The sequence below is a fragment of the Bordetella tumbae genome (genome assembly GCF_054780995.1).
This window is the reverse complement of the sequence record NZ_BAAGVG010000020.1, coordinates 21,525-44,140: the sequence shown is the minus strand read 5'-3', so window position 1 is coordinate 44,140 and position 22,616 is coordinate 21,525. Positions and strand designations below refer to the sequence as shown.

The following is a 22,616-nucleotide window of genomic DNA, read 5'->3' as shown; positions in this document are numbered from 1 at the left end:
CGATACAGACTGCATGTACCGCCGACCGTTTTGATTAGAAAGGACTCACCATGCGCTTTACGTTGATCAGCTTGATGACCGCTCTCACCGCGATCGCTCCTATTTCCGCGCACGCCCTGGACGAAGTCACCGTGGCCTTGGCCATTCCGCCCGCCGTGCACGACGGCGCGCCATATGCTGCGGCACAAGAGCTCGGATTTTTCAAACACGAGAATCTGGAGGTCAAGACCATCGTCTTTCAAGGCGCAGGCGCACTGTTGCCTCAGGTCGCCAGCAAACGCGTGACCTTTGGCTATCCGACGTCGGAACCCATCATCTCCAGCTATTTCAGCGGCAAAGACATTCTGCCGCTACGCTATTTTTATAACGGCGTGCCATCCAATACGATGGAATTCGCGGTCCTGGCGGACTCGCCGATCAAAACCATCGCCGACCTGAAAGACAAGCAGATCGGCGTGGGCGCGCTGACGTGGGGCACCATTCCCGGCGGACGTGCTGCCTTGCGCACAGCGGGACTCACCCCCGGCAAAGACGTCCAGTACGTCGCAGTGGGCGCACTGGCATCAGGTTTTCAGGCACTGAAGACAGGCCGCGTCGATGCCTTGAATTTCAATAGCAGTTGGAACGATATGCTGGAGATGTCCGGCACCAAAATCCGCCGCATTGCCTATCCCGAGGTCTTCAGCGAGACCGCGGGAAATGGGTTCATTACGCATACCGATAACTTCCGCGATCATCCTGATCTGCTGGTCCGTTTTGCCCGCGCCTACACCAAGGCCCAGATCGCGTGCCAGGCCAACCCGGAATACTGCGTCCAGGCATTCTGGCGCGCGAATCCTCAAGCCAAACCCGCGGACGCGGATCCTGCGCGTGCATTGACCGATGCGACCACGCTGCTGTCACGCCGCCTGAGTCGCGTGCTCAACAAACCCGACGGCCAGCCCCGCGTACCCGGTCAATACGATCTGAAAGCCATTCAAAGCGGTATTCAAGCCATGGCGAACGCAGGCGAGTACCCCTCTGCCGACGTCCCCATCAACAACATCTTTTCGAACGACCTGATTTCTCAAATCAATGATTTCGATGCGGAGGCAGTACGCCAGCAAGCCCGGAGCGCGAAATGAGTCATCCACGCATTAATGTCAGCCCTCAGGACGCCGCCGTCGATGTGCGCAGGCAGATTCAGTTGACCGGATTCCAGCCGGGTCCGGTACAACTCGCTGCGGCCTTGACGCATCCAGATGGCAGCGTCTGGCGCAATACGGCAGATTTTGTCGTGGGTACTGATGGCGTCGTCGATCTGGACGTCCAAGCACCAGAGCATGGCGACTGGACCATCGCAGATGCCATGGCAGCCGTCTGGTCACTGCAACGCCAATCTCCTCCCACCGATGCCACCCGCTCCGAAGAAACCGAAACGCTGACAATTCAGCTATCGGCTCGGAACAACCAAGGCCAAGAAGCCCACGCCGAACTCATCCAGCGGTTTCTCGTAGAGGGCGTCACACGCCGCGAGATCTCGGAGTCCGGCTTGATCGGCACCCTGTTTACGCCAGCCACAACCCGCCCTCACCCCGTCATCATCGTCATGAACGGATCCGGTGGCGGGATACCAAAACAGCGGGCCGCCTTATACGCCGCCCACGGTTATACCGCATTTGCATTAGGCTACTTTAAGGCGCCAGGCCTGCCCGAGAGCATCGGGAACATGCCGCTGGAATATTTTCAACACGCACTGGCCTGGGTACACCAGCACCTGCAACCGGAAAATGGCTTTGTTGCCATCACGGGCCAGTCACGCGGTGGCGAGCTGTCGTTGCTGCTGGCCTCGCGCTTTCCCGACCAGATCAGCGCCACCATCGCTTATGTACCGAGCTCGGTGATTCACGGCACGCTGCGCGCGGGCGAACCGGGCCAGGCCCCCGACTCCCCAGTATGGACCTGGCAAGGCAAGCCACTCCCCAACGTCTGGCAGAACAACGACCAGGCAGACTGGAGCGCTTTCCATCAACGTCCGAAGAACGGCGAATCCGTACGTCAGGAACCCGCCTTTCACACGCCCATGCGCAATCCAGACGCCGTGGCCGCCGCACGCATTCCCGTGGAACAAATCCGTGGCCCGGTCATGTTGATCTCCGGCACAGACGACGGGTTCTGGCCGTCGTCCTGGTATAGCGAACAGATCGAGAAGACCTTGCATGACCATCAACACGCCTGGCCGGTCGAACATGTACGCGGCGATGGGGCAGGTCATGCGATAGGCTTACCCAACCTGCCCACGACGCTGATCGCCAAACCCCACCCCGTTGCCCAAGTTGTCTTGACCGGCGGAGGCACGCCCGAAGCCAACGCGCGCGCCAATACAGCCTCATGGTCGCGCGTCCATGACTTCCTCCGTGCTGCCATACGCTCACACCAAGACCCGCAAACCCGGGCCGCCGGCGCATCGGAACAGGGGGCACAATGAGCGCCAGCCTGAGTCTTAATGGTGTCGGGCTGACATATCCTACTCGCACGGGTCTCATCCAGGCGCTGCAAGGAATAGATCTGCAGATCGAGGCCGGCGAGTTTGTCGCAGTGCTGGGTCCATCAGGTTGCGGCAAATCGACCTTATTGAAACTGGCCGCCGGCCTACTGCCCGCCACAGAAGGCGAACTGCGGCTGGGTAACGAACGCATTACTCGACCAAGCCGCCGCGCGGGCGTCGTCTTTCAAAAGCCCAATCTTCTGCCGTGGAAAACCGTCCTGGACAATGTGCTACTACCGGCCACGACACTAAAGCTGCCCACGGCTCCCGCTCGCCAGCGAGCTCAGGAGCTGCTGGAACTCGTCGGGCTATCTGGTTTTGCAGGCAACTATCCCTATGAGTTGTCTGGCGGCATGCAACAACGCGTGGGGATCGCTCGCATGCTCCTGCCCGATCCGGATCTATTGTTGATGGACGAGCCCTTTGCCGCCCTGGATGCCTTGAGCCGCGAAGCGCTGACGCTAGAGCTGCAACGCATTTGGAGCACGCAGAAAAAGTCCGTGCTGTTCATTACGCACAGCATTCCCGAAGCCGTATTCCTCGCAGATCGCATCCTGGTGATGTCCCCTCGCCCGGGGCGCATCATCGAAGACTACCGTCCCGGCCTGCCACGTCCACGTACGCTCGAGACCCTGAACGACGCAGACTTCACTGCAGCCTGCCATCACTTGCGACGCCATTTCACCCATGCTCAAGCGACTTGATATCACCGCGTTTCTCTATCCGCTCATCAGCCTGGCCGTCCTGGTTCTGGTGTGGCACGTATCGATCGAGATTTTCACCATCCCCGATTACCTGCTGCCGCCGCCGGCATCCGTCTTTTCAGCGCTGTACCACGGCCTGATTTCCGGAGAACTCTGGCCGCACATCGCTACAACGCTCGGGGAAACCCTCAGCGGCTACGCGATAGGTTGCGGCCTGGCAGTATTCATGGGCGCCTTGCTGGCCGAGTCCCGCACCTTTGAACGATTCTTCTACCCCCTGCTGATCGGCCTGCAGGCCATGCCCAAGGTGGCCCTGGGTCCGATTATTCTAGTGTGGTTCGGTTTCGGCATGGCGTCCAAAGTCGTGCTGGTGGCGTTGGTCTGCTTCTTTCCGCTGTTCGTCAACACGGTAAACGGCATCAAGCGCACCGATCCCGAGCTGCTGGATGCATGCCGCGCCTTCTCCGCCTCGCGCCTATATCTGTTGCTGCACGTCAAGCTGCCTGCCGCATCAGGAGAAATTTTCTCAGGATTGCAGATTGGCGTCTCACTCGCCCTGATCGGCGCGGTGGTCGGCGAGTTTCTTTCCGCGCAGCAAGGCCTGGGCTACTTGATCGCCTCGGCGTCCGTCAGCATGAGCCTCGCGACCATGTTTTCTGGTGTGCTGCTGCTTGCTGCCATTGGGCTCACGGGATCATTGATCATGCGGGCTATCCATCGGCGCGTTGTCTTCTGGGAAGCGCGATCCGAGAAAACAGGCCGATAATCCCGAGCCACCGGCCGCCGATGCTGCCGTCGAGCCGCGGGGTACTCAGGAGATGTCCTGCCCCACGTGCGTGCGCACGGCTTTCTGTACTCGCTTGAGGTCGCGCGACTCCATCGCATCGACAATATCGAAGTGCTCTTTGGCCGACTGCACGATACGCTGGTGTGTCACCCACTCGCGCGCCGGTGCCGCCGGACCGCGCTTGCGCAGCTCGTAGATCAGCGCCACCAACTCTCTATTGCGACACATGTCGTACATGGCGGTATGAAACGCCATGTTGACTTCGTACAGATCAAGTACCGTGCCGGATACCAGCAGTCCCTGGAAACGCTCGGCCAGCGCACGCAGCTCGGTCAGCTTGGCTTTGGTGATGTGAGGCATCAGGTCTTCGACCGCTGCGACTTCCAGCAGTTTGCGTATATCGCGAACCTGCTCATCCCTCGTTACATCGCGCTCGAACACATGGTAGCCCCGGTTGGGGACATGGCTGATCACCCGGGTGCTCGCCAATTGGTCCAGCGCACGACGCACCTCCAGGCGAGTCGCATCGTAACGCTCTTGCAGATCGATCTGCTTCAGCCAGGAGCCCGCACTGAAAACTCCTGCCTGGATGTCTTGTGCGATACGGTCGGCCAGATCGACTTTTTCTCCAACCGATTTGGACATCGGCTACTCCCGCGATTTGCCTAAAGCACACATTTTAAGCTGAAGGTTCGCCCTCCAGACGCCAACGCAGGCTCACCCCTCCCACCCCATTGGGCGCCAAGGCGGGGATGGCCTGTAACAGGCGTCGAGTATAAGCGTGCTGGGGCTGGTCGAAAATCCCGTCACGCCCGCCCTGCTCTACGATTTCCCCTTCGCGCATGACAATGACCCGGTCGGCCACCTGCTCGACCACACTGAGATCGTGGCTGATGAACAGGCAGGAAAATCCGTGCTTTTCCTGCAGCTGTGCGAATAATGTCAATACCTGTGCCCGAACCGTGACGTCCAGTGCCGACACCGGCTCATCGGCGATGACAAAAGCAGGCCGTCGCACAACAGCGCGAGCGATGGCCACCCGTTGACGTTGTCCTCCCGAAAGCTGATGCGGATAGCGCGACGCGTACTCCGGCCCCAAGCCCACCTCCGTCAATACCTCGTCCAGACGCATGCGTTTCGCTCGTGCGTCCAACTGGGGCATGAAACGCAGCCCTTCGCCAACCAATTGACCGATGGTCATACGGGGATCTAACGATGAATACGGGTCCTGAAACACCATCTGGCAATTCATTCGATAATCACGCCACCCTGGCGAGCCTCGCCGGATGGATTGCCCACGGAACCGCACCTCGCCTGAAGACGCTTTTAGCAGACCTGCTATCACGCGTCCCAATGTCGTCTTGCCCGATCCAGACCCGCCCACGACGGCGACCACCTCGCGCGGTCGTACCTGCAGATCAATCCCTTTCAACGCGCGCATCCCCTCCGATCGGGAAAACAATCGCCGCCGCCCGGCATAATCCACAACCAGATTACGCACCTCGACCAATGGAGCCTCGGCCACAGGAGGGCGAGCCGGCATCCGCCTTGGCATCGCATCCAGCAGTTTTCGCGTATACGGATGGCGTGGCGTGGCCAGAATTGACTGGGTGTCGCCCGACTCTACGACCTGCCCTTGTTCCATCACCACAATACGATCGGTGTAGCACGCCACCATCGGCAGATCGTGACTGATCATCAACACGGCTGTATTCTGTTCGCGGGCCAACGCGCCCATCAGTTCGAGTACATCGCGCTGCACTACCGCATCCAACGCCGTGGTGGGCTCATCCGCAATCAGCAGCGCAGGCTCCAGCAACATAACGGATGCCAGCATCATGCGTTGCCGCATGCCGCCGGAAAACTCATGCGGCCACGCCTGCATGGCCGCTTGCGGATCGCGAATGCCTACTCTGGCCAGCATGCTGAGGATGCGCTGAGTACGAGCCTTTACATCCAGATCGCGGCGATGCAACGCCAGGCCTTCGTCAAGCTGTCGGCCTATCGACATCGACGGATTCAACGACGTCATCGGCTCCTGAAACACCATGCCGATACGAGCTCCACGCAAAGTGCGCAGTGTTGCAGCGTCGGCCTTGGCTATGTCAATACCATCAAAGAGGATCGAACCGCCAGATTGCACCAGGGGAGCCGGCGTCAACCCGATCACAGCACGTGCTGCTTGCGTTTTTCCGCTGCCGGATTCCCCAACGATACCTACCCGCTCGCCAGGGGCGACTTCGAAAGAAACACGCTTGACAATTTCACGCCCGCCCTGCCCTACCGCGATGCTCAAGCCGGCCACAGACAACAAGGGATTCACGTCGCACTCCTCATCCGGGGATCCAGTCTGTCGCGCACGGCATCGCCCAGCAGATTAATACCCAACAACGCCACGGCGATACACACGCCCGGCAATATGGACAGGTAGATGGCTTGCGCCAGGAAAGGCCGCGCCGAAGCCAGCATGTTGCCCCACGTCGGTGCGGGAGGCGGCACTCCCAAGCCCAGAAAGGACAACGCGCTTTCCGACAGGATGACCCACCCGAACATCGATGTCGCCAGCACCGTCAGCGGCGCCACACAGTTGGGCAATACATGCCGGAACATCGTATAGGCCTCGGAGTTGCCCAGTACACGAGAGGACTCGATGAATTCGCGCTCGCGCAGTGACAGCACAGTGCCGCGCACGATGCGAGTCACCGAGGGCGTATAGGCCAGTCCCAGCGCCAGAATGATGCCGTATTTATTGGCCCCCACGATGGCCAACAACCCCAGCGCCAACAACAAACCAGGAAACGCCAGCAAGGCATTGTTAAAAGCCATGATCACCCGATCCGTCCAACCTCGTGCAAAACCGGTAATCGCGCCGATGATCGTGCCGGCGATGATGGCCAATGCCACAGTGGTCAGACTGATCCAGACGCTACTCGTCGCACCGGCCATCAAGCGCGACAGCACATCGCGCCCGAACTCGTCCGTGCCCAACCAGAACTCGCCGCCGGGCGGTTTCAGACGTGCGGCAAAATTGATCCGCAATGGATCGTGCGGCGTCCACACCGAGCCTATCAGCGCAATCAACACAATCATGCCGACGATCGCACAGCCGATCACCGCGTTTGCGGGAAATTTTCTCTTGGTCATTCTGCCGCCACCTTGGGATCAAAGAACGGATAACAAAGATCGATGACGAGGTTCACCACCACATACACCACCGCCACAAACAGGAGGCAACCTTGAATGACGGGATAATCCCGAGAAAAGATGGCATCGACCAGCAAACGGCCCAAACCGGGAATCGTGAACACCGTCTCGACCACCGCAATACCGCCTAGCAAATTTCCCATCACCAAGCCGATCAGCGTCCAGGTCGGCCCAAATGCATTGCGAAAAGCGTGATGAATCATCACTGCTGATTCACGCAATCCTTTGGCACGAGCGTGGGTGATGTAATCCAGACGCAGCACCTCCAACGTGCTGGCACGCGCCATGCGCATCAGTACGCCGATTTCATGCAAAAACAGCGTCAGTATCGGCATCACCAAATACAGCAATCCCGATCGCCAGTCAGTGCCGATATCCACATAGCCGACGACAGGCAGCCAATCCAGCTTTACGCCAAAGAAAATCAGCAGCAGCAAGCCCAGCCAGAATGAAGGAATCGACACCAGCAGTGTGGCGGCACTGACCAGCACCAGGTCGGGTGTTCGGTTCTGCTTCCAGGCCGCAATCATGCCGGCGGGCACGGCAACAACGCTGGCAAAGAACACCGCCGCCACGACGATCCGGGCGCTTATCAGAAACCGGTCCCACACCAGCGGCAGTACCGGCTGTCCGGTACTGATGGATACGCCGAGATCCCCGGAGAGCAAGTGGTTGACCCAGATACCGAATTGCACAAGCAAGCTACGATCCAGCCCCAGCGAGGCGCGTAAATCCGCCAATGCTGCTGGTGTCGCCAGATCGCCAAGCATCAGTTGCGCCGCATCACCGGGGATCAGGCGGATCAAGACAAACACGGCGACAGCCACGATGACAAGCGTGGGAATGGCCATGACAATCCGAGCAAGACAAAAACGCAGCATGTCGCTACTCCATTATCATGAGTTGCCGTTTCTATCAGCAGGCTGCTTGCCTGCTCTCGCGGCACGCCGCTGTTTCAATGCATCGGCAAGAAAGTCCTGCACCGTATCGACGCACAGCAATCCCTCGTGCGGCACGTTCTCGACGATGTCCAACTTGACATCGATGCCTGCACGCACGAAGGATTGACGCAGGCTCTCCAGACGCGCGGGCCGGGTACTGCCGGCATCGTTAGCGCCAGGCATATAGAACTTTCCGCCCTCCTGATGCGTGATTTCCCACGTTTCCAGATCGGCGGCGCCTACCACCATATGCACGGCCACTTGCTTCAGGGCATCGATATTCAAGGCCTTGCCGAACCGCTGCTCCATATCACGCACGCCGATCCACCAATCACGATCGGCATCCAGCAGCGTCACCGACCCCGGCGCGCCGATGGACACCGTCCACAAACGCTCGGGATGCAACAGCGTAAAACGGTTAACGAATTGACCGCCACCGGAATAGCCAAACAGTGCAAACCGGCTGAAGTCACAACCGAATTTCGCCCCGATTTCATCTACCATGTCGAGCAGAATATGGTCATAGCGCAGCTCGCCTTCTTTGATCTGCTTGAAACCATCGCGATTGCCGTCGCCCAATACACCTACCGGGAACAACGGGCACAACACAATGCAATCATTCCAACGGGCGAACTCGGCAAACGCATCACGATATTCCACAAAAGCGCGGCCCGTGCCGTGCACAATCACCACCAACTCCATCGGATGCTCGGCGGTGTCGATGTGCGGAGGCACATACATGCAATACGAAAAGCGCGGATCGCTTTGAGACGCAAATATCGTAGCCTTGCCTAGATCGTAAAGCGCACGAGCGCGATCAGTATTGGTAACGGGAACAAGCATGGACATCCTCGAATAGGCAAATGACATACAGCCGGACGGACGCCGGATGTTATTTATTTGTGCATAAATTGGCGCCAATTTTAGTGGGATAAATCCCTCGATGACAAGAAAATAATCAGCGCAAGATCATTTCAGTGCCTGTTATCCGGCCTTGTAGCTCTTGAGATGCAGGCTGGTCTCGGTCGCCGCGATGCCTTTGATGAGCCGTACGCGCTCCAGAATCTCGGACATTTCGGCAATGTTCTGCGCTCGCAATTCAGCCAGCAGATCCCAACGCCCATTCGTGTCGTGCAGCGCAGCAACACCAGGTTCGCCCAGCAATACGCTGATGACTCGGCGAGTCTCATTGCCGTCGATGGCAATACTCATCCATGCCGATATTTGCTCGGGATGCGCATCGGGTTGTAGCCGCACCGTGTAGCCGACAATGATGTTTTCGGCCTCCAGGCGGGCGATGCGGTTATTGACGGTGCCGCGTGAAACGTCGAGACGTTTGGCAAGGGTCGCCACCGACTCCCTCGCGTTGGCTCGCAGCAATCCGAGTAATCGTTGATCGAGATCGTCCATTCTCATTTCGTCAATTCTTGGTGCCAGTTTGGCATCTTATCGTGGTTTTCTGTACGGGATGCAGACTATTTCTTGACAGCGATACGCATCAGAATTTCGGGTATGAACAACGGAGCAAACCATGACATTATTGCTGACCACTCCCGACGTAGTATCCCTGATCGAACGACGAACGCTGCCTGACTTCCTGCGGCAATTGGAACAAGCCATCCACGACGACTTCCTGCGCTGGCTGGACTTCGACAAGTCCGCCCGGCTGGCCGCTCACTCACCTGATGGCGTGATCGAATTGATGCCAGTGGCCAATGATCAGTTGTACAGCTTCAAGTACGTCAATGGCCATCCCAAGAATCCGCAGTCAGGATTGCCTACGGTCATGGCCTTCGGCGCCTTGGCGGAAGTATCCACGGGTAAACCATTACTGATCAGTGAATTAACCCTGACGACCGCCTTGCGTACCGCAGCGACATCAGTGATGGCCGCTCGCGCGCTCGCACGCAAAGATTCGCGCTCGATGGCCCTGATCGGCAACGGCGCGCAAAGCGAGTTCCAGGCACTTGCCTTTCATCACCTGCTGGGTATCTCTGAACTGCGTGTCTACGACATCGATGCCGCGGCGACTCGCAAGCTGGTCGACAATCTGGCCACGACGACCCGCCTAAAGGTGATCATCGCGAATAGCGCGGCACAAGCCGTACATGGCGCCGATATCGTGACGACCGTCACCGCCGACAAGACCTACGCCACCATCCTGACACCCGAAATGATCGAACCCGGCATGCATTTGAACGCGGTCGGCGGAGACTGCCCGGGCAAGACCGAATTGCATCGCGACATCCTGGCTCATGCATCGACCTTTGTAGAGTTCGAACCTCAGAGCCGCATTGAAGGCGACATCCAACAGATGCCTGCAGATTTTCCAGTCACCGAATTATGGAGAGTGCTGCGCCAGGAGGTCAAAGGCCGTACCAGCGCCGATGAAGTCACCGTCTTCGACTCAGTCGGCTTTGCCATGGAGGATTACTCTGCCCTGCGTATGCTGTACACCGAAGCTCGCGAACAGGGCATCGGCCAAGAGGCGACGCTGATCCCTGAATTACAAGACCCCAGAGATTTGTACTCCACGCTGGTTGCACAGACCGCTCGTATGGCGCCCGCTCGACGCGCCGCTTAAATCACACGGCAGGTTACGGCGCTGCCAGCAGCGCCGTAACCCAAAGGGGTTACTCCTTCTTGCTCACTTCCCAGGCTCGCGGCTTGCGCAGCGCCCATGGCTTGTAGCCTTCAATGCCGTCCCGGAATGCCCCGACATCCGCTCCGTTATACAAAGGGATAGTCGGGATGTCGCTCAGAAACATGCCGTGCAACTGATCGAAGATCAACTTACGTTTCTCTCGATCCATTTCCTGCGCCGCCTGCTCGATCAATTTGATGGCTTGCGGGTTGTCCCATACTTTGCGTGGCTGAGTCGCCTTGTCGCCGGACACGGCTTCATAGCTTTGCGCGGGATCCATGCGCGGTGAGTACGGCTGCACCAGCATCTGATATTTTCCGGTCACATAACGGTCCTGCAATGCCCCCCACTCCATGACGTCCAGCCGTACATTGATGCCAACGGACTGCAGCATGGCTTGCACCAATACCGCCGCGTTATACGACTGGGCGTAGCGTCTGGAGGCGATCAAGGAAATCGGCTGCCCCTGATAACCGGATTCCTGGAGCAGTTTCTGCGACAACGCAGGATCGTAGGTCCAGCCTTTTCTTTGCACGTCGTCAAAGTAACTGGAAGCCAGGGGCACAATGGAATTATTCCAGGGTGCCAGTTTTTCATTCACCGCATCGGCTAATTGCGCATAATCAATCGCATGCGCCATCGCTTCGCGCAGCTTTGCATTGCTCAGCACGGCATCACGTGTCTGGATGAGCACGCCCGTCATTCCCAACGTATCGGCGTGCGCCACAGTGATCCCCGGCGATTTCTGCATTTCTGGAACGTCCGTGTTGGACAAATCCGAGATGATGTCTATGTCTTTGCGCTGCAAAGCCAGCTTGATGGTCGATTCATCAGGAATAATGACGAAACGGACCTCATCGACCAGTGGACGCTTGGAACCGGTAAACCCATCCCTCTCCCCGCCTGCCGCGCCCGTGCGATTGGCATAGTCCTTGAATTTTTCCAGGCTGATATATTCGCCACGCCGCCACTCTTTCAACTCGAACGGGCCTGTGCCGATGGGATGATCCCACGTCCCGTCTGCACGTACGGAGTCCCGATGCAAGATGCCGGTGCCGCCACAGTCCAACCGCGACAAGCCATTCAGAAACAGGCCGCTGGGCCGTTCCAGCTTGAATATCACGGTAGATGCATCGGGGGTCTGCACGTCTTCGACTTTCACGCCATCACGGCCGTCGAATTCCGTGCGGCAACGCCAGCTGGTCTTCGGATCCATGTAATGCTGCCAAGTCCACAGCACGTCCGCCGAAGTCAGCGTCGCGCCGTTGTGGAACTTCACATTCGGCCGCAGCTTGAATGTGTAGGTCTTGCCGTCTTCGCTGACTTGCATTGATTCGGCGAGCTGTGGCTTGACATCTCCGCGCTCGCCAAAAGCTACCAGCCCTTCGACGATATGCTGCACGACGGTGTCGCTATTCGCGTCGCGATTCACGCCTGGCTGAGTCGACCGAATATCGGCCGTCAATGCGATGCGCAACGGCGTGGCAGCATAGGAGGTCGAACCCAGAGCGAGGGTCAAACATACGGCGGTCATGCTCTTCGACATAGTATTCATTTTTCTACTCCCCCGATAACTGTTGTGGAATATGGTGAGTCATCTGTTTTCTCTTATTGGTAGAACACACTTGTGACAGCGGCCTTCAGCGCTTTACCATCCCCGTCAGATCGGGATGGTGCAACAAACCACTATTCACGTTGACGCTGCGCTGTACCGTAACTCGATCGCCATCGAATATGCACACGACAGTGTCCTTGAAAGCAGTCTGCGGAAAAATCCAAGTCATTTCCAATGTGTTTGCACTGGCCCATCGTGCCGTGGCAACAACCGGCTCGCGGTCAAAGGTATAGCCATGATGCAAATCCTGCCCCGGCATACTCGTAGCAGACTCTATCCACTGCCCCAGACCCGCCCGTATCTCGTATGACCCATTGGCATCGGTCAATCGAAAGCGGCATTCATCATCCGCAAATGCGAGCCGGATCGACTCTACACCTGCGGCGTTCGGATCAATGGCGTAGCTGTTCCCTGCCACGGCGTCTTGCCTGTCTGAATACCCGGCAGAAGGCGCCAAAGGCTCGGCCTGCCAGACACACAGGCGTTGCCCCAAACGGCCATCCGCCCCGGCATCCAGTATTGGCGCCCCCAAAAAAGCCGGCACGAGATACTGCTGCACATAAGGCAGCAACGTCGCGCTCTTGTCTATCGCGGCCGTGATGGCCAATGTGGCGCCGTGCTCAGGAAATACCGTAACCAGCTGGACGAATACCCCTATGGCGCTGTAGGCGCCAGCCGGCCGTATTTGCCAGTGATAACCGTAGGTACTGTCCGGCCCGCCTTGTGCACGCGTGGAGTCATGCGCCCAACGTGCCGGCAAGACCTGCGTGCCATTCCATACGCCACCCTGAGCATGCAACAGTCCCAGTTTCAACAAATCGGCGGTTCTTGCGGTCAGGCCATTACCCCCGGGATTAACGCCGTCGGGCCCCACCGACCAACGCTCGTCACGGATATCCAGCGGCTCGAACAAACGCGGCTTCAGATAGGCGTGCAATGTCTGCCCAGTGATTTTGGTCAAGATGGCGGACAACATGTAGCTGGCCGCACTGGTATAGACATACCTCGTCCCGGGTGCGCAAACCAGAGGGATTTTGAAGAACTCCGACGTCCAGCTGCTGGCGATATTTCGCCACACGGAACCCGACACGCCGCTTGCGTGCCCTGTGCGCATCGTCAATAAATCGCGCACGGTCATGGCCAGCAACCATTCGCTGGCATCGGCAGGCACCTCGTCAGGGAAAAAACTCACGACCTGGTCCGAGAGGCTCAGCAGCCCTTCGTCGATGGCCAGTCCAATGGCGCAAGCGGTAAAACTCTTGGCCACTGAATGCAAGACGCGCAGCCGGTCAGCACGATACGGCCAGCGCCACCCCTCGGCGACGACCTTGCCGTGGCGATGCAGCATGAAACTATGCACATCCAGCCCAGCAGACTCCAATTGGTCCAGGAAAATAATGATCTGATCGCTGTCGACCCCCACCGAAGAAGGGGCCGCACGTAGTAAACCGTCGTCGAAAACCGGCTTTGCTCCACCAGGAAAGATGCCACGCTGACCGCCGTCGACGCTCGTACTCTGCATGCCTAACCTCACTAAAGGGTGGTCGCTGGGATATCTCAGTACGGTAACACATTTTGGCGCCAATTTTATTCACAAAACGACGCCTGCTCGCTAAAACAACAGTTCGCTCAAAACAAAGAGCCCACCGTTGCCGGTGGACTCTTCGGTCGTGCCGCCATGAGCACACATGGAAAGCTGTCAGACGATCAGCCGGCATCCTCGGCCAGGAATTCAAACCCCATTGTGCGAGCCTGATAGTACAGGCCGCCATCCTGCACGATCAGAAATGCCGCACGCGTATCACCATCATTGTGATGCGAATGGGGAGCAGCAGCCGGGGTCACCAATGTTGCGCCGACTGTCCAAGGGCACGTCTGCCCATCGACTCGGGAATAACAGTCCTGCCCAGACAAGACCAGCGTCAACGCAGCCGAGTTATGGCGATGCGCCGATTGATGGCAGTGTGCAGGCAAGGTGTTCAATGACAGCGTCAGATTAGCCATCAAGTTGCGGCTGCTTTCATGGGCTTGTGCAGAAAAGACCACTGCCATCCCCGACGTGCCGGCATCTGGCATGGTTTGATAAATCGTCGCAATCTGATCCGCAATATCTTGGGCGCGAAAAATGACTGCCCCTGCCTCATGACCCGGAGACGCTGCAGAGGCCGCTCGTAAACCATGGTGCGCCAGCATCGGCTCGTCTGTCACCAGCCACGCCACGCAAGAAACGTCACCAGCATTGGCCAAGCGATGCTTTCCCGCCGGCAAATACAGCACATCGCCCGCGAAAACCTGCTGATCGGCCTCGCCATCCAAATCGGCAATCTGCAGCGTTCCGCACATCACGTACCAAATGGAACCGCTGGCAGTGAAATCCGCCTCCAAAGCATCGCCTACGTTAATGCGCGCGTAGCGCGCCAGCATGAAGGGCGTCGTGGCGGGATACGAGGTCGCCAATGCTTGCGATTGATCGCACACGACATAACCTGTCGCGGCGTCGGGCTGTAGCGCTTTTCTCACCGGCTCCGAAAAAATTCCGGCCGGTACCGCGGACAAATGGATATTGAACGCATTAGCCGAATTAAAGTAGCGCGCACGGCGTTCGGCCGCAAATAGCGGACGGGTAGCCGTTCCCACTGGCAGCGCCGCCATGGACGACTGGCGTTGAGGCTCACTTCCAGAAGACATAACGCTTTTCCAGAAAATTAATCGTGCCAAAGAAAATCAAGCTCGCCGCAGACGCGACGAAAATTGCGGACCACACTTGGACGAAATCAATCTGCAGTACCGCTTGATATATCGTCCAACCCAAGCCGCCCGTTGCCCCAAGCATTTCGGTAACGATAGCCACGATCATGCTGCGTACAGTCGAGACCCGCATGCCGGCCGCAGTCAGAGGAATAGCCGCGGGCACCCGCAAGCGCCACAAGATCGCCGCACGATCGGCGCCGAAACTGCGCATCAGATCCACTGCCCTCTGATCGACGCGATCCAGGCCGGCCAAGGCATGCAAAAACACGGTAAAGCCCACGGCCAATGCCACCATGATGATCTTGGACTCGGGACCAATACCAAACCACAGCAGGATCAGCGGCGCATAGGCCACCACGGGCACGGAGTTCAGCGCGGTAGCCGTAGGCAGCAACACACGGCGGGTGGCCGGCAACATCGTCAATATCACTGCCAACAGCACTCCACCGGCAGACCCCAGGAAAAATCCGCCTATGGCCTCCATCAGCGTCATCGCCGCCGCATTGCCCAAGGACGTTCGCTGATCCACGATAGCGGCCAGAATGCTGCTGACGCTCGGCAATACGTAAGCAGGCAGATCAAACACCCGCGCCGAGGCTTCCCACAGTATCGCAACACCGGCCAGCCCCATCAGGGCACGCGTCGTCGCCCTCGAAGGACGTAAACGATTGAGGTTCACAGCTCGCTTCTCCAGAAAACCACGCGACGCTCTGCTAATGCGACCAGACCATAAAAAGACGTCCCCAGCAGCCCTGACATCAGAATCGCTGCCCATAGGGCAATGACCTGCTCGTTGTACATTGCCTGCAACAACAGCACTCCGAGCCCTGTGGTGTCGCCGAACCATTCTCCGGCGATGGCGCCTAGCAAGCTCAACGTACACGCCAACCTCAGCGCCACAAAAATCTGCGGCAGCGCAGCAGGCAACTGCAAACGGAACAAGAGTTGCCAGCGCGTCGCGCCAAAGCTTCTCAGCAGATCGACCTGCCGTTGATCGACGGCATCCATGCCATGCAATGTATTCACGGTGACAGGGAAGAACGTCAGGTAGAACGCAATCAATGCCTTGGCCAATATGGTGTTGCCGAACCACAGTACGACCACTGCACCAAATGCGATCACCGGTATCGTCTGCGAAATCACAAACAAGGGGAAAATCAGCTCACGCAAGGTGCGGGACTGTTTAAACAGCACGCCGTTGGCTACCCCCACCACCACACCCATGGCGAAGCCCAGCAGCGTCTCGCTCATCGTTCGAAAAAAACCCGCAATATAGGCGTCCGGAACGGCGATGATGGACATCACGATGTCGGACAGCCGTGGCAGGTAGTACGGCTTGATATTGCCCAGCACCACCACGCCCTCCCACAGCGCGGCGGCGATCAGGATTGCAACCGCGCCACGCAGCGTCGTCAGCGCGGCAGACCGAAGCATCGCGGCCGCGTTGCTCATGGACGCCGCTCCTCGACAGGAATGGCCTGTAGAAAACGGCCGTCAAATGCGGTGGCCACATCTACGGGCTTGGTGAGGACCTTGTTCTTGAGCAAAAACTCCTCGGTTGCCTGAATTGCTTTGGAGTCGATCCAGAACAAACCCTCGGTCTTGGCCTGCCCCGCCGTCATCAGACGATAGGCTTCCGTGAGCATGAATTCCTGATGGGCTCGGTCCAGCGTAGGAGCGACTTTCATCACCGCGTCGACCGCCTCCTTGGGATGCGCCATGGCATCGCGCCACCCCCGGATGGATGCCCTCAGGAATTTCGTAATCAGCTCGGGCTGCTCCTGGGCCGTTTTCCTGGACACGATCAGGGTATCGCGCGGAAAGGTCACGCCATAGTCCTCGGCCACGAAAGTACGCAGATTATCCGCCCCCATCCGCTGCTTGATCGTGTAAAGCTCGTTGTACCAAGTCGCGGTGGCGACATCGACATCCCCATTGACGAATGGCGTGACACTGACCTGTTGCGGCTGGATATCTACCTTGCTGCGGTCCACGCCGTTGTTAGCCAGCATGCCAAACAGCACATAGTTCGCGCCAGTGAACCAGGCGGTCACTTTTTTGCCTTCGAAGTCCTTCAACGTCTTGACCGGACCGTCTTTGCGCGTCACGAAGACAAAAGGCGTCACCTGATGCGAGACGCCTACCGATACGATAGGCATGCCTTTATCGATCGCCGCCATCACGCTATCAGTGCCGCCAGACAGACCGAACGTATCCGCGCCCGTGGCAACCAGATTCTCGGTCAGCAGATTGGGGCCGCCGGGATTGATGGTCAGATCAATGCCCTCGTCCTTGTAGTAGCCCTTCTCCAAGGCGTAATAAAAGCCCGCGAACTGCGTCTGCGGCAGCCATTTCAAGCGCAGTGTCGCTTTCACCAGATCTGCGGCCTGCGCAGCGAGAGGGGCCAATACAGCCAGACCCAACGTGGCCGAAGCCGCCAATACCGCCAATGTGCGTCGTTTGTTCATGATGATTCCGGCAAGTGCCACAAGGAAGATAGGAAAAAAAGCGTCGAAGAGATTTTTCCCGGTCCATTACGGACCAGCGCGTTATCCCGGCTCGTCGCCTCAAAATGGCCGCGAGCCCGCCACCGTCGTTCTGTGCATGACACGGCGATACTTGTTGTCGTCATAGGGCGTCGCGCAATGCATGGTGCAACGGTTGTCCCACAAGATCAGATCGCCTTGCTGCCAACGGTGACGAAACACGAATTCATCCTTGATGGCATGTGCATTCAGCTCGGCCAGCAGCGCATCAGATTCCGTGTCCGGCAGATCATTAATGCACTTCACGATATCCTGCCCCACATACAAAGACAGTCTTCCTGTTGTAGGATGCGTGCGCACCACGGGTTGATTCACATCTGGCGTACGCGCCTTTTGCTCGTCGGTCAGCGGCGCACGGTCTGCAAACGCCTTGCCGTAATAACCCGCATACGAGTGGGTGGCACGCAAGTTCCGAATACGTTGCTGCATGTCAGCTGGCAGCCCCTCATACGCCAGATGCATGCTCGCAAACAAGGTATCGGCGCCCTCTGGCGGCACCTCCACGGCATACAACAGCGATCCCATACTGGGCTCGGCCACATATGACAGGTCCGAATGCCAGTTCCAGCCTTCTTTATGGTTGCCAATAGGCTTTCCGTTCTCACTCACGTTGGAAAGCACGTAGATCTCGGGCAGCCCGGTTGTCAAAAACTGCTTGAGCACATGAGTCATCAGGGGACCGAAACGGCGGCTGATTTCAACGTGGCGTTCATTCGACAATTTCTGATTTCGCAGCAGAATGAGCGAATGTTGATCCAACTCCTCGACCAATGCGTCGATTGCGTTATCGCTATCTGGCGATGACAAATCCAGATCCAACACCTCCAGACCAAAACCGGGGTGCAACGGTCGGGTATTCAACACAATGGGTTCCTCAAACGTAGGCAAAAGCGATGTGGAAAGCATGATTAATTCCGATAAGAAGGATCCTGACGATCCAATTGACGAATGAACGCAGGCCACTCGCGCTCGCCCGCCACCAAAATGTCGCCTTTCATTTCCCAGAACTGTCTGGCGGCTTTTTCGCAGACCTCGTGAGACGGCAAAACGAGCGGGCCCGCCCCTCCCGCCACTGAAGCCTGCATCTGCAGCTGTATCTGTGCAGCACGCTCGAAGTAGTACAGCAGCATGAAGGCTTCGCCGGGAGTACGCCCCACAGTCAGCAAGCCGTGATTGCGCATCAACATGACGGGATGCTGGCCGAGATGCGCGATCAAGCGTTCCTGCTCGTCCAGATCGATCGCCACGCCCTCGTAATCGTGAAACGCCTGGCGCTGATAAAAGCGCATCGCGAACTGCGACAGCGGCAACAAGCCATCCCGCTGGGCAGAGACGGCAATACTGGCATCCGAATGCGTGTGCAGTACGCAGACCGCATCATGGCGACTCTGATGAATCGCGCCATGAATGACGAAACCAGCGGCATTGACCTGGTATGGCGAATCGCAGAGTTTTTGACCATGGATATCGATACGCACAAGGCTGGATGCCGTGATCTCCTCAAACAACATGCCATAGGGATTAATCAGAAATTGATCATCGGTTCCCGGCACCCGCAATGAAATGTGGTTGTAAATCAGGTCGTCCAAGCCTAGTTGCGCCACCAGGCGGTAGCAGGCGGCAAGGGACACACGGGCCTCCCACTCGGCTTCTCCATACTGCTCTCGGCCAAGCTCGACCGTGTTGGATACCAATTGCGCAGGCGCTAAGGTGATATTCATCATCACGTTCAATGCCCTCCTTTGCTGCGCTCGCTGGCCGTAAAGGACTTCATGCTTTCTTCTTCAATCGCCTCCAGCAATACACGCTTGAGCTTCATGAATTCGGCGGACGTGACGATATCCGCGCGACGCGGACGGGGCAGGCTCACTACCTGCTCCATCTTTACTTGCCCGGGCCGCGACGTCATGACCAGCACGCGATCCCCGAGAAAGATCGCCTCGTCCACGTCGTGAGTAATGAATAGAATCGTGCGCCGATGCTTTTGCCAGACGTCGAGCAACCAACGCTGCATCATCGTGCGCGTCAACGCATCCAACGCGCCAAATGGCTCATCCAGCAGCATCAGATCGCGGTTGAACATGAACGTCCTCATCAGGGCAACGCGCTGACGCATCCCCCCGGACAACTCATGCGGATACTGCTTTTCAAATCCCGCCAAACCAAATTCGGGCAACATATCCAGCGCAGCGCGCCGTGCATCAGCGCGGCGCGCGCCTTCGAGTTCCACAGCCAGAATGGCGTTATCGATCACGGTCCGCCAGGGCAGCAGCAGGTCGCGCTGCGGCATAAAGGATACTTTGCCCAATAGATCCCTGGCTTTGCAGGGTTTGCCCAGGAATTCAATCCGCCCGCCATCATCGGGCTCTTCCAAACCGGCAACGATATTGAACAGCGTGCTTTTTCCGCAGCCGCTGGGGCCTACCACGGTCACGAACTCGCCGGGGGTAATAGACACGCTCAGGTCGCTCAGTGCGCACGTCTTGCCAAACGTTTTAGACACTCCGCTCAGCGTTAATAACGGCGCAGATAACCCCTGAGCCAAGTCGGGCAGCGCAGCAGCAGTGCGGCTATCCGGGTTGACCGAATACATAGCTCGTGAGGCTAATGAATGCGCGGTCATATCGGGCCCGCCTGTGCCAGCGTGGTCAACGTCCCTTTCAGCCCAAAATCCATCGTTCACCTTCCTTCGGAAATGTTTGTATGCATGAACATTGACTATGTATTTCCCGATTCCAAACACGATCGGTAAATCGTCGCTCCATGTCTATCAAGCAATACCTGTGCCAGCATTTTTGGCCTTAAAACTCAGTCATGAGGCTAGGATTGCGCTAACTTGGTGCAGTTTCTGGTGCATACTTGGCTCGATCTGGAGCATTTAATTATTTATTTCTTGTATACATTAGCCGCTAAAATAGGGAGAACGATGACGCCGGGGCTTAACCCGCCCCCTTGTTCTCCTCCGCTATATTTAGAGAGACCGAAGTGAAGGTAGACTTCTCCCCGTCAACAACATCATCCGCGCCGTCCATCACAAGCCGTACACGGACGGCGTCGCCTCGCCATCAGCCGGACATGAAACCCGTTCAGAACCGCTCCGAACAGATTCAACAAACATTGGAAGCCGAGATTTTTTCGGGAAAACTGAGTCCGGGCGCACGTTTGGATGAAGTCGAACTCGCAGAACGCTTTCAGGTATCGCGCACCCCCGTACGCGAAGCACTGCGGCATCTGGCCTCGGGCGGCCTGATTCAAATGCGCAACCGTCAGCCCGCCTTGGTAGCGACGCTCTCCGCACACAAACTCGTGGAAATGTTCCAGGTCATGGCGGAACTGGAGGGCCTATGCGCCCGTATGGCAGCCCGCCGCATCACCCCCGCGCAGATTGCGGAGCTCAATCGTTTACACGAAGCCCTCATCTTGCTGTCAAACACGGATCGGGTCGAAGAGTTCTATGATGTGAACCGGCAGTTTCACGAATTGATCTACGAAGCTTCTCAAAACGAATTTCTGGCTGAGCAAACCCGAGCGTTGCGTAATCGTATCGGCGCCTATCGGCGCCTGGTCACGCACAAGCCCAGCCGTCGCGAGGGCACCATCAGCGAACATGCTGAAGTCTTACGCTGCATCGTCAAAGGCGAAGAAGACGCCGCGGCCAACGCAATGCGCGGACATGTGAACCTGTTGGGCGAGAAACTGCTGGATTTCATCGCCCTGTTTCCTAAAAGCTCCGAGTCTGAATTAGCCGGATGAGTTTGCGCGTATTGGAGTATCGGCCGCCTATGGCCGTTTTCTCCTTGCGCATATCTTTATGCCCTTGAGCATATTGCCAATAGAGCTTTGTTCTTTGCCGACGGCGTCCATATCATTTCTGCTTCTATTGCAGCGCGAGTACAGCAGCGCGACACATATAGCAGACAATGCAACGACGTACTTTCCTCTCCCTGCCCGCTCTCGGCCTTGCCTATGGGCTGACACTGCCCGCTGCCAACGCAGAGACTTCCTCCACCAAACTCGTCATCGCTGATCAAAGCGAGTTGGTACGTAACCTGCTGGAGGCCAGCGGTGAGCGAGACAAGCTGAACCTGGAATTGCCAAACTTTGCCGGCGGCCCGGCCATCTACGAAGCCATCCGTGCCGGTGCGCTCGACATTGCCTACGTCGGTGACACGCCCCCCATCCAGGCACGGGCCGCCGGCACGCTGCTGCCCATCATTGCGAGCTTTACTCGTGAACGCGCGCAGTACATCCTGACCTCCCGTCCGGGCCTCGTCATCAACAAGCTGGCTGAATTGAAAGGCAAGAAACTCAGCTACGTCGAAGGTTCGGGCCGTCAGGTCTATTTGATCGAGGCGCTCAACCGCACAGGATTGTCGTTGGCCGATGTCGATCTGGTTCGCCTGCGCGTAGCCGATCTGCCCGACGCCATCCGCTCAGGCGCAGTGGACGTCGCCGTACTGCAAGAGCCGCACGTTACACGCTTGACCAAGCAGGTCGGCGCCTCACCCGTGCTTGATCCAGAAGAACGCCACATCCTGCCTTCGACCAGCTATTTCTACGCACGCCCCGACGTGTTGGCTGACCCGGCCAAAGCGGCCTCCATCGGACAGTTCTTGGCGGCATTCACGCGCGCTGCCACATGGAGCAACGCCCATCAGGCCCAATGGGGTCAGGACTACTACGTCACGTTCCAACGCATATCGCAAGACGACACCAAGGCCATTCTCGCGTCGCAGTCGCCATACGTATTGCAGACCTCGACCGAAGCTATTGCCCACCACCAGAAGCTGATCGACATCCTCTATCAAGCTGGCGCCATCAAAGAACGCTTCGACGCGCGGCAATCCTTCGTCGATACCTACGACAAGATCATCACCGCGTCACGCTGAGACCTATT

General features: G+C 57.8%; 22 protein-coding genes. 7 read left to right on the top strand and 15 right to left on the bottom strand.

Annotated features, from left to right (window positions below):
* The first annotated feature begins 50 nt into the window (after nt 1-50).
* Genes ACYVI2_RS20835 through ACYVI2_RS20820 form a run of 4 tightly spaced genes read left to right on the top strand, consistent with a single transcriptional unit; the run spans nt 51 to nt 3,997 of the window.
* Nucleotides 51-1,124 carry an ABC transporter substrate-binding protein gene (locus ACYVI2_RS20835; RefSeq protein WP_415820430.1) on the top strand — a complete coding sequence of 358 codons (1,074 nt, stop codon included), beginning with the start codon at nt 51-53 and terminating at the stop codon, nt 1,122-1,124.
* A complete protein-coding gene (locus ACYVI2_RS20830; RefSeq protein ID WP_415820431.1) occupies nt 1,121-2,467 on the top strand; it encodes an acyl-CoA thioester hydrolase/BAAT C-terminal domain-containing protein in 1,347 nt (448 codons plus the stop codon). The genes ACYVI2_RS20835 and ACYVI2_RS20830 overlap by 4 nt, the downstream gene beginning before the upstream one ends.
* Nucleotides 2,464-3,231 (top strand): ABC transporter ATP-binding protein, encoded by a 768-nt coding sequence (locus ACYVI2_RS20825; protein ID WP_415820433.1) that lies wholly within the window; start codon nt 2,464-2,466, stop codon nt 3,229-3,231. The genes ACYVI2_RS20830 and ACYVI2_RS20825 overlap by 4 nt, the downstream gene beginning before the upstream one ends.
* Nucleotides 3,215-3,997 carry an ABC transporter permease gene (locus ACYVI2_RS20820; protein WP_415820434.1) on the top strand — a complete coding sequence of 261 codons (783 nt, stop codon included), beginning with the start codon at nt 3,215-3,217 and terminating at the stop codon, nt 3,995-3,997. The genes ACYVI2_RS20825 and ACYVI2_RS20820 overlap by 17 nt, the downstream gene beginning before the upstream one ends.
* Nucleotides 3,998-4,042: 45 nt before the next feature.
* On the opposite strand, the gene ACYVI2_RS20815 is transcribed toward ACYVI2_RS20820, so the two are convergent.
* The 6 genes from ACYVI2_RS20815 to ACYVI2_RS20790 form a co-directional block, all read right to left on the bottom strand.
* Nucleotides 4,043-4,663 carry a GntR family transcriptional regulator gene (locus ACYVI2_RS20815; protein ID WP_415820435.1) on the bottom strand — a complete coding sequence of 207 codons (621 nt, stop codon included), beginning with the start codon at nt 4,661-4,663 and terminating at the stop codon, nt 4,043-4,045.
* Nucleotides 4,664-4,697: 34 nt separating this feature from the next.
* A complete protein-coding gene (locus tag ACYVI2_RS20810; protein ID WP_415820436.1) occupies nt 4,698-6,341 on the bottom strand; it encodes an ABC transporter ATP-binding protein in 1,644 nt (547 codons plus the stop codon).
* Complete coding sequence (locus tag ACYVI2_RS20805; protein WP_415820437.1) at nt 6,338-7,162, bottom strand: ABC transporter permease; 825 nt, start codon at nt 7,160-7,162, stop codon at nt 6,338-6,340. Before ACYVI2_RS20805 ends, ACYVI2_RS20810 begins: the two co-directional genes overlap by 4 nt.
* Nucleotides 7,159-8,103 (bottom strand): ABC transporter permease, encoded by a 945-nt coding sequence (locus tag ACYVI2_RS20800; protein ID WP_415820438.1) that lies wholly within the window; start codon nt 8,101-8,103, stop codon nt 7,159-7,161. Before ACYVI2_RS20800 ends, ACYVI2_RS20805 begins: the two co-directional genes overlap by 4 nt.
* A gap of 15 nt (nt 8,104-8,118) precedes the next feature.
* Nucleotides 8,119-9,006 carry an alpha/beta hydrolase family protein gene (locus ACYVI2_RS20795; protein WP_415820439.1) on the bottom strand — a complete coding sequence of 296 codons (888 nt, stop codon included), beginning with the start codon at nt 9,004-9,006 and terminating at the stop codon, nt 8,119-8,121.
* Between the two features lie 141 nt (nt 9,007-9,147).
* Nucleotides 9,148-9,573, bottom strand: coding sequence for an Lrp/AsnC family transcriptional regulator (locus ACYVI2_RS20790; protein WP_415820440.1), 426 nt, complete (start codon nt 9,571-9,573; stop codon nt 9,148-9,150).
* A gap of 121 nt (nt 9,574-9,694) precedes the next feature.
* Between ACYVI2_RS20790 and ACYVI2_RS20785 the strand changes: the two genes are divergently transcribed.
* Entirely contained in the window at nt 9,695-10,747 is a 1,053-nt protein-coding gene (locus ACYVI2_RS20785) for an ornithine cyclodeaminase (protein ID WP_415820441.1), read from the top strand.
* A 49-nt stretch (nt 10,748-10,796) separates the two neighbouring features.
* Here ACYVI2_RS20785 and ACYVI2_RS20780 read toward each other — a convergent pair whose 3' ends face one another.
* From ACYVI2_RS20780 to ACYVI2_RS20740, 9 genes are all read right to left on the bottom strand, one after another.
* Entirely contained in the window at nt 10,797-12,353 is a 1,557-nt protein-coding gene (locus ACYVI2_RS20780; protein ID WP_415820475.1) for an ABC transporter substrate-binding protein, read from the bottom strand.
* 94 nt (nt 12,354-12,447) lie between these two features.
* Nucleotides 12,448-13,944: a serine hydrolase domain-containing protein gene (locus ACYVI2_RS20775; protein ID WP_415820442.1), complete on the bottom strand. Its 1,497-nt coding sequence runs from the start codon at nt 13,942-13,944 to the stop codon at nt 12,448-12,450.
* A 185-nt stretch (nt 13,945-14,129) separates the two neighbouring features.
* Entirely contained in the window at nt 14,130-15,110 is a 981-nt protein-coding gene (locus ACYVI2_RS20770; RefSeq protein WP_415820443.1) for a cupin domain-containing protein, read from the bottom strand.
* The gene (locus ACYVI2_RS20765; RefSeq protein ID WP_415820444.1) at nt 15,094-15,852 is read right to left on the bottom strand and encodes an ABC transporter permease; all 759 of its coding nucleotides are present in this window, start codon (nt 15,850-15,852) and stop codon (nt 15,094-15,096) included. Before ACYVI2_RS20765 ends, ACYVI2_RS20770 begins: the two co-directional genes overlap by 17 nt.
* A complete protein-coding gene (locus ACYVI2_RS20760) occupies nt 15,849-16,625 on the bottom strand; it encodes an ABC transporter permease (protein WP_415820445.1) in 777 nt (258 codons plus the stop codon). Before ACYVI2_RS20760 ends, ACYVI2_RS20765 begins: the two co-directional genes overlap by 4 nt.
* The gene (locus ACYVI2_RS20755; protein WP_415820446.1) at nt 16,622-17,641 is read right to left on the bottom strand and encodes an ABC transporter substrate-binding protein; all 1,020 of its coding nucleotides are present in this window, start codon (nt 17,639-17,641) and stop codon (nt 16,622-16,624) included. Before ACYVI2_RS20755 ends, ACYVI2_RS20760 begins: the two co-directional genes overlap by 4 nt.
* A gap of 99 nt (nt 17,642-17,740) precedes the next feature.
* A complete protein-coding gene (locus ACYVI2_RS20750; RefSeq protein WP_415820447.1) occupies nt 17,741-18,625 on the bottom strand; it encodes a TauD/TfdA dioxygenase family protein in 885 nt (294 codons plus the stop codon).
* A 2-nt stretch (nt 18,626-18,627) separates the two neighbouring features.
* Nucleotides 18,628-19,443, bottom strand: coding sequence for a class II aldolase/adducin family protein (locus ACYVI2_RS20745; protein ID WP_415820448.1), 816 nt, complete (start codon nt 19,441-19,443; stop codon nt 18,628-18,630).
* Between the two features lie 5 nt (nt 19,444-19,448).
* Nucleotides 19,449-20,342, bottom strand: a complete 894-nt coding sequence (locus ACYVI2_RS20740; protein WP_415820449.1) for an ABC transporter ATP-binding protein — start codon at nt 20,340-20,342, stop codon at nt 19,449-19,451.
* Nucleotides 20,343-20,794: 452 nt separating this feature from the next.
* Between ACYVI2_RS20740 and ACYVI2_RS20735 the strand changes: the two genes are divergently transcribed.
* Entirely contained in the window at nt 20,795-21,472 is a 678-nt protein-coding gene (locus ACYVI2_RS20735) for a GntR family transcriptional regulator (protein ID WP_415820450.1), read from the top strand.
* A gap of 167 nt (nt 21,473-21,639) precedes the next feature.
* Nucleotides 21,640-22,608, top strand: a complete 969-nt coding sequence (locus tag ACYVI2_RS20730) for an ABC transporter substrate-binding protein (RefSeq protein WP_415820451.1) — start codon at nt 21,640-21,642, stop codon at nt 22,606-22,608.
* Nucleotides 22,609-22,616 lie beyond the last annotated feature (8 nt).